Annotated in this window: 12 protein-coding genes; 8 read left to right on the top strand and 4 right to left on the bottom strand. The window is 66.4% G+C overall.

Annotated elements, in window-relative coordinates:
• Positions 1-43 precede the first annotated feature (43 nt).
• Positions 44-943, top strand: a complete 900-nt coding sequence (locus ACQY76_RS10085) for a LysR family transcriptional regulator (RefSeq protein WP_428032736.1) — start codon at positions 44-46, stop codon at positions 941-943.
• Here the strand turns inward: ACQY76_RS10085 and ACQY76_RS10080 are convergent.
• Positions 940-1,743 carry a class I SAM-dependent methyltransferase gene (locus ACQY76_RS10080; protein ID WP_428032735.1) on the bottom strand — a complete coding sequence of 268 codons (804 nt, stop codon included), beginning with the start codon at positions 1,741-1,743 and terminating at the stop codon, positions 940-942. The two genes, ACQY76_RS10085 and ACQY76_RS10080, sit on opposite strands and share 4 nt — an antisense overlap.
• 167 nt (positions 1,744-1,910) lie before the next feature.
• On the opposite strand from ACQY76_RS10080, the gene ACQY76_RS10075 reads away from it, so the two are divergent.
• Positions 1,911-2,084 carry a DUF1328 domain-containing protein gene (locus ACQY76_RS10075; RefSeq protein WP_018389091.1) on the top strand — a complete coding sequence of 58 codons (174 nt, stop codon included), beginning with the start codon at positions 1,911-1,913 and terminating at the stop codon, positions 2,082-2,084.
• Between the two features lie 154 nt (positions 2,085-2,238).
• On the opposite strand, the gene ACQY76_RS10070 is transcribed toward ACQY76_RS10075, so the two are convergent.
• Both ACQY76_RS10070 and ACQY76_RS10065 read right to left on the bottom strand, forming a co-directional pair.
• The gene (locus ACQY76_RS10070; protein WP_428032734.1) at positions 2,239-2,790 is read right to left on the bottom strand and encodes a sigma-70 family RNA polymerase sigma factor; all 552 of its coding nucleotides are present in this window, start codon (positions 2,788-2,790) and stop codon (positions 2,239-2,241) included.
• On the bottom strand, positions 2,787-3,020 hold the full coding sequence (locus ACQY76_RS10065) for a NepR family anti-sigma factor (RefSeq protein WP_428032733.1): 234 nt from the start codon (positions 3,018-3,020) through the stop codon (positions 2,787-2,789). Before ACQY76_RS10065 ends, ACQY76_RS10070 begins: the two co-directional genes overlap by 4 nt.
• A 200-nt stretch (positions 3,021-3,220) precedes the next feature.
• Here ACQY76_RS10065 and ACQY76_RS10060 point away from each other — a divergent pair, with 200 nt between their 5' ends.
• The 6 genes from ACQY76_RS10060 (at position 3,221) to ACQY76_RS10035 (ending at position 12,153) form a co-directional block, all read left to right on the top strand.
• Positions 3,221-4,024 (top strand): response regulator, encoded by an 804-nt coding sequence (locus tag ACQY76_RS10060; protein WP_428032732.1) that lies wholly within the window; start codon positions 3,221-3,223, stop codon positions 4,022-4,024.
• Positions 4,025-4,032: 8 nt separating this feature from the next.
• Positions 4,033-5,358, top strand: coding sequence for a sensor histidine kinase (locus tag ACQY76_RS10055; RefSeq protein ID WP_428032731.1), 1,326 nt, complete (start codon positions 4,033-4,035; stop codon positions 5,356-5,358).
• A 216-nt stretch (positions 5,359-5,574) separates the two neighbouring features.
• The gene (locus ACQY76_RS10050) at positions 5,575-6,060 is read left to right on the top strand and encodes a hypothetical protein (protein ID WP_428032730.1); all 486 of its coding nucleotides are present in this window, start codon (positions 5,575-5,577) and stop codon (positions 6,058-6,060) included.
• Between the two features lie 136 nt (positions 6,061-6,196).
• On the top strand, positions 6,197-6,769 hold the full coding sequence (locus ACQY76_RS10045; protein ID WP_428032729.1) for a PRC-barrel domain-containing protein: 573 nt from the start codon (positions 6,197-6,199) through the stop codon (positions 6,767-6,769).
• A 228-nt stretch (positions 6,770-6,997) separates the two neighbouring features.
• Complete coding sequence (locus ACQY76_RS10040; protein WP_428032728.1) at positions 6,998-9,790, top strand: [protein-PII] uridylyltransferase; 2,793 nt, start codon at positions 6,998-7,000, stop codon at positions 9,788-9,790.
• Positions 9,791-9,885: 95 nt separating this feature from the next.
• Positions 9,886-12,153, top strand: coding sequence for a transglycosylase domain-containing protein (locus tag ACQY76_RS10035; RefSeq protein WP_428032727.1), 2,268 nt, complete (start codon positions 9,886-9,888; stop codon positions 12,151-12,153).
• Positions 12,154-12,306: 153 nt separating this feature from the next.
• Here ACQY76_RS10035 and ACQY76_RS10030 read toward each other — a convergent pair whose 3' ends face one another.
• Positions 12,307-13,071, bottom strand: coding sequence for a M48 family metallopeptidase (locus tag ACQY76_RS10030; protein WP_428032726.1), 765 nt, complete (start codon positions 13,069-13,071; stop codon positions 12,307-12,309).
• Positions 13,072-13,118: the final 47 nt, after the last annotated feature.

Here is a 13,118-nt window from a genome sequence, read left to right as displayed (position 1 = left end):
TTGATAGAATGTTTCTATCGTTCCGATTCAGGAAGCGTCCCGCGTGATCGACCGTTTCGAACTCCTGCTCGCCCTTGCCAAGGAGCGCCATTTCGGCCGCGCCGCCGAATCCTGCGGCGTCACCCAGCCCACCCTGTCGGCCGGCCTCAAGCAGCTTGAGGAACAGCTCGGCGTGCGGCTCGTCGAGCGCGGCTCGCGCTTCATCGGCTTCACGCCCGAGGGCGAGCGCGCACTGCAATGGGCCCGACGGGTGATCGGCGATGTGCGCGCCATGCGTCAGGAGATCGCCGGCATGCGCAAGGGCCTTTCCGGCCATCTGCGCATCGCCGCCATCCCCACCGCCATGCCGATGCTGTCGGAACTCACCACCCCGTTCCGCGAGAAGCATGCCGATGTGCGCTTCACGCTCATTTCCGCTTCCTCCAACGAGGTACTGCGGCTGATCGAGAATCTGGAGGCCGACGCCGGCATCACCTATCTCGACAACGACCCGTTGGGCCGGTTGAAGTCCGTGCCGCTCTACAAGGAAGGGTATCGCTTCCTTACTTCGGTCGATTCCCCGCTCGGGGACCGCGCCAAGGTGACGTGGGAGGAAATCGGCCGCGTGCCGCTGTGCCTGCTGACCCCCGACATGCAGAACCGCCGCATCGTCGACAAGCAGCTCGCCGAGGCCGGCCACACGGTGACGCCGATGCTGGAAGCCAATTCGACCATCGCGCTGCTCTCGCATGTGCGCACCGGCAAATGGGCGAGCGTCGTTGCGAACACGCTGGCCGATGTCTTCGCCTTTCCCGCCAGCATCCGCTCCATCCCCATCGAGGGACCGGAAGTGCTGCACCAGATGGGCCTCGTCGTGCTCGATCGCGAGCCGATGACGCCGATCGTCACGGCGCTGCTCACCGAGGCGCGGGCGGTTGCCCCCGGCCTGACCGAGCGGATCTAGCCGCCGATGACCGAATGGGTGGGCCGGTAGACACGGCCCTTTTCCAGAATGACGATCGAATCGTGGATGTGCATTCCGGTGCATGTCGTCGAAACCAGCGGATGCACCGCGGCCCGCCCGTGATACCAATGATGCATGTCGTCCATCAGATCTCTCAGATAGTTGAAAAAGTTCCGCCGGCTCCGGTATCCGCCGCCATAGGAGCGCCAATAGGCGGAATGCAGATCTTCGATCATATAGAGACCACCGTCGCTCAACCTGCCAAACAGCACTTCCAGCGAAACCGGTATGTGCTTCATGTGATGGCTGCCATCGTCCAGGACGATGTCGATGCCGCCCATCTCATCGATGACCGATTTCAGAAACGCCGCATCATCCTGAGACCCGATCCGGACGTTGCCGGCGACGCCGTCATAGATCCGGCAGGCAGGATCGATGTCGATTCCATAGATGACGGCGGCAGGTCCGAAATACTTGCGCCACATCTGCAGGCTCCCGCCCTTGCTGACGCCTATCTCTAGAAATCGTACATTCTTTCCGCGAAAGTTGGAAAAATACCGATCATATATCGGTATATAATGATGCCATTTATGAACAACGCCTATGGCGTTGTCGGCAAAGAACCCGATAATATTACCTTCATAATTGTACTTTGAAGCTATATCGGCCCCCACCTTCGTTTTATCATCGAAGAGGAAATCGCCGACGGTGGCGCGCTCCAGAAGTCTGTTTCGCACGCTTTTTGCCGTCTGCATGAGTCCAAGAGGAAGTATCGATTTCACCCGCTCTTTGATGCTCATGTCATTCCCTGTCGGATACTTGAACGATGCGGCAGCATAGGCGCCTTGGGTTGGCGAACAAGGCGCATCACGGCGTGCCACCGCCTGCGCGGCTGTGGGGAACCCGATCGGTTTCGAGGGTTTACATGGCGACGCGGCGCACGCCGCAACGCGATGTGGAGGCTTACATGCTGGGTTGGGCACTTACCTTTCTCGTGGTCGCTCTGATCGCGGCCGTTCTCGGGTTCGGCGGCATCGCCGGAACCGCCATCGAGATCGCCAAGATCATCTTTTTTGTCGCCATCATTCTGTTCCTGGTTTCCGCCGTGTTCGGCTTCATGCGCCGGGGTCGGGCGCCCTGACCGGGCGCCTTCTCCAGACCGACGGCAGACAGAAAGACGCCCCCGGACAAACCGGGGGCGTTCTCATTTGCGCAGCGCAACGAGGCAGGTCGATGGAGCTGTCAGGAAAGCGGGAAGAACGTGACGCAGAAGCCGTCCGGCGCCTGGGCGTCGCTCAGGCGCGCTCGGCCGCGAGCACGGCACGGGTCGTCTTGTCCGGGCCGAAATCGTCGACATCGTCGAGGGCGAGTATTTCGCCGAGCCGCTTGCGCGCCCGGTTCACCCGGCTCTTGATGGTGCCGACGGCGCATTGGCAGATATCCGCCGCCTCTTCATAGGAGAAGCCCGAGGCACCCACGAGCACCAGTGCTTCGCGCTGATCCGAGGGCAGCTGGTCGAGCGCCACGCGGAAATCCTCGAAGTCCAGATGCGTGTTCTGGTCGGGATTGCTGGTCAGCGTCGCGGCGAACGCACCGTCGGAATCGGGCACCTCGCGCCGGCGCTTGCGATATTCGGACCGGAAGAGGTTGCGCAGGATGGTGAAGAGCCAGGCCGGCAGGTTGGTGCCGGGCCGGAAGCTGGAAATGTTTGCGAAGGCGCGAAGCAGCGTCTCCTGCACCAGGTCGTCTGCACGGTCGACGCTTCCCGAAAGCGAGATGGCGAAGGCCCGCAGATTGGGAATGGAGGCGATGATCTCGTCGCGCAGCGTCGGGTCGAACCTGCTCACTGGCGCCCCCCGCCGTCGCCGGATGTTTCGTCCGCCTTGTCGAGCTTCGTCAGAAGATCCATGAACCGATCGGGCACGCCCTGCCGAACCACGTCGTCATACATGGCGCGCAGATGCTGGCCGATCTTGGACTGGATATCGCTGCCGAGGGCAGTTCCCTTGCCGCCATCGAGCTGAGGAGAGAGAGCGCTCGCCATGGCGGGCGACCCCTCGGACTGATCGTCATTCATAAGTTTCTTTCCCGACATTGAGCCCCCGGGCTGATCGAGAGGAGGACGGCTCCGTCGCGTCATACGCTGTCACAACGAGCCAATTGGCAAACGGTTCCGGCCCGGATGCGATTCTCGATAAATAATTCGCGCAGCGGGGAACCCAACGCGTCATGATGCGTTATCAGCCGCTTCACAATTGCAGCTTCGGGGAGACGCGAGTGAGCACTTCTCAACTTGTCGCGCAGCACCTGCCCTTTCTGCGCCGCTATGCGCGCGCTCTGAGTGGCAGCCAATCAGCGGGCGACGCCTATGTTACCTTTATGCTCGAGACGCTCATTGCCGACCCCTCGACGCTCGACCGCACGATCGACCCGCGCGTAGCCCTCTACACGCTGCTCACGCGCCTGTGGGATTCCGTGACACTGAACGCCCAGGTCGATGCCGCTCCCGCCCCGCTGCAGGGCGAGCGGCGCCTCGGGCACATAACGCCGGTGGTGCGCCAGGCGTTCCTGCTGGTCTCGCTGGAAGGGTTCAGCGAGGAAGAAGCCGCCGGCATCCTGTCCATCGACGTGCCCACCTTGCGCAACCTCGTCGAGGATGCCGGGCGCGAACTGGCGGCGGAGATCGCCACCGACGTTCTCATCATCGAGGACGAGCCCTTCATCGCCCTTGACCTCGAAGGGCTTGTCGAAGGTCTGGGCCATCGGGTCACCGGCATCGCCCGCACCCATACGGAAGCGGTGGATCTGGCGCGCCGCAAGGCACCGGGCCTCATCCTTGCCGACATCCAGCTCGCCGACGGCTCGTCGGGCCTCGACGCGGTAAACGAGCTGATCGAGAAGACGGAAGTGCCGGTGATCTTCATCACCGCCTATCCCGAGCGCTTCCTCACCGGCATCCGTCCCGAGCCGGCCTTCCTGATCGCCAAGCCGTTCCAGCCCTCGACGGTCGCCGCCGTGATCAGCCAGGCGCTGTTCTTCGAGCGGCGCGCCCGTCCGCGGGAGCAGCGGGCGACCGCCTGAGCCAGTAAATGCCCCTGCTTAGTATCGATTTCGTCGACGACGCGGCACGATGGATAACGGTCCTGTCGTCGCTGGCGATCTTCGTGGGGCTTGTGCGCCTGCTGCACCTGCGCCGCAACCTCTCCACCCGTACGCGTCTCCTGGGTCTGCTCCTGGCGACGCTGGTGCTGATGTACGGCATTCTTTCGCTGCTCGTGCTGTTCGACACCAGCGGCGAATCGTGGCTTCTGCCAACCGCCGTCCGGGCGACCATCAGCCTGCTCAACGTCGTGGGTGCCGTTGCGCTGTGGTCGAACTTCGGCGCGCTGCTGGACATGCCGATGCCGCGCCAGGCGGTCAGCGAGCAGCGGCGCCTCACGCTCGAACTCGCCACGGCGCTGCAACGCTATGAGATGGCGCTGCGCGGTTCCAATGTCGCGATCTTCACCCAGGATCCGGAGTTGCGCTACACCTCCGTCAGCAAGCCGCTGTTCGGCTTTCCGGTGGAAAAAGTCCTCGGCTCGACCGACGCCGACCTGCTCGGCGAAAGCCAGGCCCACGCTCTGATGCTGCTGAAGCGCGAGTCGCTTGCCGCCACGGCGTCGCGCAAGGGCGAGACCGAGATCGAGGAAAGCGGGCGCAAATGCTGGTATGACATCCACATCGACCCCCTGCGCGACCTGTCCGGCACGACCGTCGGCCTGACCGGTGCGGTGGTGGATGTGACCGAGCGCAAGGAGAATGAGCAGCATCTGCGGCTGCTCATGCGCGAGCTCACCCACCGCTCGAAGAATCTCCTGGCCGTCATCCAGGCCATGGCACGCCAGACCGCCCGCCATGCCGGCTCGATCGACGGTTTCGTCGAGATTTTCAGCGCCCGGCTGCAGGCACTGTCGAAGTCGCATGACCTGCTGGTGCAGGAAAGCTGGTACGGCGCCTCACTGAACGACATGGTGCGCTCGCAGCTCGGCCATCATCTGGATCGCGAGAACAGCCAGTTCACCATTGAGGGGCCGAGCATCTTCCTGAAGCCGGAAGCGGCGCAGAATATCGGCCTCGCCATCCATGAGCTGTCGACCAATGCCGCCAAATACGGTGCGCTTTCCGTGCCGACCGGCCATATCGACATCACCTGGACACGCAAGCCGGCGGATGCCGGCGGCGGCTTCGAGCTGTTGTGGCGCGAAGCCGGCGGCCCTTCCGTCTCGCAGCCTGCCGCACGCGGTTTCGGCTCTCTGGTGATCGAGCGCAACCTCGCCCGCGCCCTTGATGGCAAGGTGGAGCTCGACTTCGCACCCGCCGGGCTCACCTGCCACGTCAGCGTCCCGGAATTCCACCTCACCGCCGAGCGCTGACGCTGCCGTCGCGGAGTTCGCGCGCGAAATCGTGATTCCAGCCGGGAACCCGATTCCTTATCCGTGCATTAACCCTGTGATGATGACGACCAAGGTCGTCAGTCGTTTTCCACTGCAACATATGCCCGCGGAAGCGTTCCGGCGGCAGGGTGCGCTGCGCACTCGCCGTGTCGGTGACCCTATGCCTGCGGGTCTGCGCCGGACAGGGGACGCGTGATGACGGGCATCGACAGCATCTTCAAGGGCTCCGCCTATCTCATCGGCGCGACGACGGGCGTCGCGTTGATGGTTCCGGTCACCGCCGGTGCGCTGGCGACGGGCTCGATGACCCGCTTGACGCCCCAGCCGGTGGCCATCGAGGCTTTCGGGCCTGCCGCGGCATCGCCGGGCATGGTGATGCAGTCGCAGATGGTCAACCGCACCGCCAAGGGCCCGCGCCTCAATTTCGCGCCGCGCCCGCAGGCCGCGTCGGCCGCTCCGGTCACGACGCTCCCCAAAACCGATCTGCCCAAGCGTGCAGCCCCGGCTGCACCCTCCGCCGTCGTCGACAATGGCGCCGTCCCGGCACCTCTCGCGCCCAGCCGCGCGACCCGCACGCCGAAGGGCTGCCTCTCGGCCATCGGGGTTACAAAATCCAGCCTGTCGACGGAAGAGCTGACGGTCTGCGTGGCCGACGCGTCGGTTCTCAGCCGCATCAACTGAGACACCCTAAATATATACCACTCCGTATCTCTTCTGAGAATATGCGGAACCTCTCCTATTCCCGTACGTTACTCATGCAGACGATCTAATGATCGATCATGTACACGCATTTGATGAAACACGACGGGAGAAAACGATGACCAGCAAGCTCGCGACTTTCACTGCCGCCGCTGCCCTGGCGCTCGCCCCGGCGGTCGCCTTTGGCCAGAGCCCGACGCCTGACGCCACCACGCCGCCGGCCGCCACGTCGGTGCAGCCCGATGCCGCCAGCCCGCAGGCCCCGGCCTCGGAGATGCCGGCCACCACCGCCCCGAGCGCCACGCCCGCCGTTCCGGCGGACAGCGCTGCAACCGCCGCGCCGGCCGCGCCGAAATTCGTCAACGCGCAGAGCTCGGGTCAATGGCTCGGTTCGGACCTGACCGGCAGCGAGGTCGTCACCGCCAATGACGAGAAGCTCGGCTCGATCAGCGACCTGATCGTCGAGCGCGACGGCAGCATCGTTGCCGCCGTGATCGATGTCGGCGGCTTCCTCGGCATCGGCGCCAAGCCGGTCGCGGTGTCCTTCGATTCGCTGACCGCGACTCCGACCGATAATGGTCAGAAGATCGTGGTCTCGCTCACCAAGGAGGAGCTGAACGCGGCTCCGGAATTCAAGACGCTGGAGCAGACCCGCGCCGAGGCGACCAGCACGGGTGCGACCACCAACTGACGCACCGCCTAACGGTTCGGCCGCTTCGGGCGGCCCTCGACTAGCGACCGCCCGGCCCGCGCCGCGCCGTCAGGATGGACATGCCCGGCCCCTGTGCCGGGCATGTCTCGTTTCTACGCCGGCGTACGCGCATCCGTGGCGCACTATCCTGCCTCTCCTCACGGCAGCGCACGATGACGCCGCCCGCCGGATCGGGTAAAGCGGATATCCGACCAGCCGGACCCCGCCATGACCGAACCCCGCCGCCGTGCCGACCATCCCTTCAAGGACCTGTTCGATATCGACGCCATGCGCGTCGAACTGAGCGCGATCGCGCGGCAGGTACTCGACAAGGGCCAGTCCGGCCGCGAGATCGAATTGCGCGGGCAATGGGCCCGGCGGCTGAAGACCGCCTATCAGCACGGCCACAAGACCGCCGAACGCTGGCTGATGGAGGAGGGCTCGGGCCGCCGCTGCGCCGAGCGCCTCTCCCGCCTGCAGGACGAGATCATCACGCTGGTGCATGAGCTGGCGGTGAAGCATCTCTACCCCTCAGACAACCCCTCCACCTCGGAACGCATGGCGATCGTCGCCGTGGGCGGCTACGGGCGCGGCCTCATGGCGCCGGGCTCAGACACCGACATCCTGTTCCTGCTTCCCTACAAGCAGACCGCCTGGGGCGAGAGCGTCGCCGAAGCCATTCTCTACGTACTGTGGGACATGGGGCTGAAGGTCGGCCACGCCACGCGCTCGGTCGACGAATGCATTCGCCAGGCGCGCGGCGATATGACCATCCGCACCGCCCTGCTGGAGGCGAGGTTGCTGATCGGCGACCGCAAGCTGTTCGACGAGATGGCCGCGCGCTTCGACAAGGAGATCGTGCAGGGCACGGCGGTCGAGTTCGTCGCCGCCAAGCTGACCGAGCGCGACGAGCGGCTCACCCGCGCCGGCCAGGCGCGCTATGTGGTCGAGCCCAATGTGAAGGACGGCAAGGGCGGGCTGCGCGACCTGCACACGCTGTTCTGGATCGCCAAATATGTCTACCGCGTGCACGAGACCCGCGAGCTCGTCGCTAAGGGCGTGTTCACCGCCGAGGAAGCCAAGGTCTTCCGCCGCTGCGAGGATTTTCTCTGGTCGGTGCGCTGCCACCTGCACTTTCTCACCGGCAAGGCGGAAGAGCGGCTTTCCTTCGACCTTCAGCGCGAAATGGCGGAGCGGCTCGGCTATCTCGCCCATCCCGGGCTGAAGGATGTCGAGCGCTTCATGAAGCACTATTTCCTGGTGGCCAAGGATGTCGGCGATCTCACCGCCATCGTCTCGGCCGCGCTGGAGGAGCGCCACGACAAGCCGGTGCCGCGGCTCGACCGCATGATCGCGCGGCTGCGCCGCTCGGGCCGGCGCACGCTGAAGGAAAGCGCCGACTTCATCATCGACAATGACCGCATCAACGTTGCCGATGCCAGCGCCTTCGGCCGCAACCCGGTCAATCTCATCCGCATCTTCCACCTCGCGGGGAAGCACGGGCTCAATTTCCACCCGGACGCCATGCGTCTCGCCACCCGCTCGCTCAAGCTCATCGACCACACGCTGCGCGACAATCCGGAAGCCAACCGGCTTTTCGTCGAGATCCTGTGCTCGCGTGAAACCCCGGAGATCGTGCTGCGGCGGATGAACGAGACCGGCGTGCTCGGCCGTTTCATTCCGGAATTCGGCCGCATCGTCGCGATGATGCAGTTCAACATGTACCATTCGTACACGGTGGACGAGCATCTCATCCGCTCGATCGGCGCGCTGTCGCGGATCGAGCGCGGCGACCGCCCGGATTACGGCCTCGCCAACGAGCTGATGCCGCAGATCAAGAACCGCCAACTCATCTATATCGCGGTGTTCCTGCACGATATCGCCAAGGGCCGGCCGGAGGACCACTCCATCGCCGGCGCCCGCGTCGCGCGTCGCCTGTGCCCGCGCTTCGGCCTCAGCCCGGTCGACACCGACACGGTGGCCTGGCTGATCGAGCAGCATCTCACCATGTCCACCATCGCCCAGTCGCGCGACCTCTCGGACCGCAAGACGATCGAGAACTTCGCCGCCGTGGTGCAGACCCTGGAACGGATGAAGCTGCTGCTCATCCTCACCACCGCCGACATCCGCGCCGTCGGCCCGGGGGTGTGGAACAACTGGAAGTCGCAGCTGCTGCGCACGCTCTATCACGAGACCGAGCCGGTGATCACCGGCGGCTTCTCGGAGAGCAACCGCAATCTGCGCGTCGCCCGCGCGCAGGCCGAGTTCCGCGCCGCGATGGCCGATTGGGAGCCGGGCGCGCTGGACGCCTACACCGCCCGCCACTACCCGACCTACTGGCTGCAGACCGACCGCGTCCATCAGGCCGAGCACGCCCGGTTCATCCATGAAACCGAGGCGCAGGGGAAGGTTCTGGCCACCCGCGCCAAGACCGACCCGAAGCGCGGCATCACCGAGCTGACCGTCTTCGCGCCCGACCACCCCAAGCTGCTGGCGGTCATCGCCGGCGCCTGCGCCAGCGCCGGTGCGCACATCGTCGACGCGCAGATCAGCACCACCACGGACGGGCGCGCGCTCGACACCATCTCGCTGACCCGCGCCTTCGAGCAGGACCAGGACGAGGTGCGCCGCACCGATCGCATCGCCGCCGCCATCGAGAAATCGCTGTCCGGCGAGATAAGGCTGCCCGAAATCGTCGCCCGCCGCACCCCCAAGCGCCCGCGCGCCTTCACGGTGGAGCCCGAGGTCACGCTCAACAATTCCTGGTCGAACCGCCACACCGTCATCGAGGTCTCGGGGCTCGACCGCCCCGGCCTGCTCTACGGGCTGACGCAGACCCTCTCGCGGCTCAACCTCAACATCGCCTCGGCGCACATCGCCACCTTTGGCGAGCGGGCGGTGGACGTGTTCTACGTCACCGACCTCATGGGCGCCAAGATCATGGGCGCCGCGCGCCACTCCGCCATCCGCCGCGCCCTGCTTCAAGTGCTCGACGCCGATGACGAGGCCAACGCGGCGTAGCCGGCTTCGTTAAATCGCCCCTTAACCCCCGTTTAAAAGCCCTGATTTAGAGTTCGTTTACCGGCTCAATCAGGTGCCCTGCGGGGCGGGGGCTCATGTTCGGACGACGCGGCGACAGGGAGAGACGCGAGCCGGTGCTGGGTACACCCGGCTTCGACGGCGACCTGCGCCTGAATGCCGACGACCGCCCCACCCTCCCGACAGCTCCGCTGGAGCGCGAACGCGCCCGCACCCCGCGCAAGACGCTCCCCAACAAGCCCCGTGCCCCGGCGCAGGCCAGCCGGCGCAGCCGTCACGACGACTGGTCCGACGCGGAAGAGGCCGATTACGAGGACGAGCCGCGCATGGCGAGGAACAGCCGGGGCCGGGTGCGCGAGGACGAACCCCGGCGCGGCACCGGCCGCGAAGGCGGGCGCCGCCGCACGCCGCGGCGCGGCCTGCTGGGACGGCTGGTCTATTGGAGCGTGGTGCTCGGCCTGTGGGCGACCATCGGGCTTGCCGGCCTCATCTTCTATGAGGCGAGCCAGCTTCCGCCGATCCAGAACCTCGCCATCCCCGACCGGCCGCCCACCGTCATCATCCAGGGCGCCGACGGCCAGGCCATCGCCACGCGCGGCGAGATGGGCGGCACCAATGTTCCCCTGCGCGCGCTGCCGCCCTACCTGCCGCAGGCCTTCGTGGCCATCGAGGACCGGCGCTTCTATTCGCATTTCGGGTTGGACCCGCTCGGCCTCGCCCGCGCGGTGTTCGTCAACCTCACCAAGGGCCGGGTGCGCGAGGGCGGCTCGACGCTGACCCAGCAGCTCGCCAAGAACCTGTTCCTGACCCAGGAACGCACCTTGTCGCGCAAGGTGCAGGAACTGATCCTCTCGCTCTGGCTGGAGGCGAAATACTCCAAGAACGAGATCCTCGAACTGTACATGAACCGCGTCTATTTCGGTGCCGGCGCCTATGGGGTGGAGGCGGCCGCGCAGCGCTATTTCGGCAAGTCCGCGCGGCAGGTGACGCTGTCGGAGGCGGCGATGCTGGCCGGCCTCGTCAAGTCTCCCTCCGCCCTCGCCCCCACCCGTAACCTCGACGGCGCGCGGGCGCGTGCCGAGGTGGTGCTGGCGGCAATGGAAGAGGCCGATTTCATCACGCCGGAGATGCGCCGCACTGCCCTTGCCCGCCCGGCGACGCTGGCGAGGGCGCAGGGGCCGGATTCCTACGGCTACGTCGCCGACTGGGTGCTGGAGCAGGTCAGGACGCTGGTCGGCCCGGTGACGCAGGATCTGATCGTCCAGACCACGGTCGATCCCGCCATCCAGACCGCCGCCGACAAGGCGCTGAAGGACGCGCTGGCGAAATCCGGCAAGAAGCTCGATGTCGGGCAGGGCGCGCTGGTGGTGATGGACACCGGCGGCGGCGTCCGCGCGCTGGTCGGCGGGCGCTCCTATGAGGAGAGCCAGTACAACCGTGCGGTGTCGGCGCGCCGGCAGCCCGGCTCGTCCTTCAAGCCCTTCGTCTATCTCACCGCCATGGAGCGCGGCCTCACCCCGGAGACGGTGCGCGCCGACGCGCCGATCCAGCTCAAGGGCTGGAAGCCGGAGAACTTCTCCAAGGAATATCGCGGCGCGGTGGATCTGAAGACGGCGCTGGCGCTCTCGCTCAACACGGTGGCGGTGCGCCTCGCCATGGAAGTGGGGCCGGACGAGGTGGTGAAGACCGCGCATCGCCTGGGCATCACCTCCAAGCTGGAGCCCAACGCCTCGATCGCGCTCGGCACGTCGGAGGTCTCGGTGCTGGAGATGGCGAGCGCCTATGCGCCCTTCGCCAATGGCGGCGTCGGCGTCACCCCGCACATCATCGAGCGGGTGCGCGACAAGAACGGGACGATCCTTTACGCCTATGCCGAGGCCGGTCGCGGCATGGTGATGGCGCCGCCGCATGTGGCGATGATGAACCGCATGCTGCAGGACGTGCTGCTGACCGGCACCGCCCGGCGCGCCGACCTGCCGGGCTGGCCGGCCGCCGGCAAGACCGGCACCAGCCAGGATTACCGCGACGCCTGGTTCGTCGGCTATACGGGCCGATTCATAACCAGCGTGTGGCTCGGCAATGACGATTCCTCGCCGACAAAGAAGGCCGGCGGCTCCGGGCTGCCGGTGGAAATCTGGAGCCAGGTGATGAAGGCTGCGCATGCCGGCCAGCCGCTGGTCGCACTGCCGGGCTCGGAATACCCAGCCCCCGTGGCGGCGGGTCGCCTGCCGCCGGGCGAGGTGCCGGAGGATCCGGTGGTCACCGGCGGGCCTCAGCGCGCCCCGGCGGCGCCGCGCCCGAGCCTCGACAATTGGTTGCTCGACAAGCTGTTCGGCAACGGGTGAGGCTGGGTCTTTTCTCGTCATCCGGGCCCCGCTCATGCGACGTCATCCCCGGGCTCGTCCCGGGATCCACGACTTGCGGCACACGGCAAAGACGTGGATGGCCGGGCCAAGCCCGGCCATGACGCCGCGCAGGCGCATCCGTTGCCGGCTGCGCTACTCCGCCCCGTAGCGGTGAAGTTCCGCGCCGTGCTTCTTCAGCCAGTGCTCGGCGGCGTGGCGCTGCGGAAACAGCGCGTCCACCGTCGCCCAGAAGCGCGGCCCGTGGTTCATCTCGCGCCGATGCGCCACCTCGTGCGCCGCCAGATAGTCGAGAACCGAGGGCGGGGCGAGGATCAGCCGCCAGGAAAAGGACAGCGCGCCGGCGCTGGAACAGGAGCCCCAGCGGCTGGCGGTGTCGCGCAAGGTCACCCGCACCAGGCTGACGCCCAGTGCCTGCGCGTGGCGATGCGCGGCGGCGACAAGGTCGCGACGGGCTTCACGCTTGAGGAAATCACCCACGCGCCGCGCCACATGCGCCGCCTCGCCGGCCACGAAAAGCACCGGCTCGCCCATCTCGACACCAGCCCACACCGTGCCGCGTGCTTCCGGCCGATGCACGATGCGGTGCGGCGTGCCGCGCAGCGGCAGCACCGCCCCGGGCGCGAAGACCACGATCTCCGGTAGGCGGGCGAGCCGCACCTCCACCCATCCGGCGTGGCGGCGGGCAAAATCCATCGCTTCGTGGAGCGTGCCGCGGGCGGGAAGGGTCAGCACCACGTCGCGGGTCGCGGCGCGGACGCGGAGCGTGTAGCGCCGGGCGCGCGGGTTACGGCGAAGCTGGACGATCACCTCTTCCGCAGCGAGGCGCAGGCTGAAATGGCCGGGCTCGGGCTCGGCGGGGGTCTTGCGTCGCGACGTCTGGAGGGCGCGGAAAAGCATGCGACGACCGGGCCGGGAAAGTGGGTCGCAATTATGACGCCGGCAGT

The organism is Ancylobacter sp. (assembly GCF_965279025.1).
Classification (GTDB): domain Bacteria; phylum Pseudomonadota; class Alphaproteobacteria; order Rhizobiales; family Xanthobacteraceae; genus Ancylobacter.
Note: the sequence above shows the minus strand (reverse complement) of the source record. Positions and strands in the feature narration are given on the sequence as shown.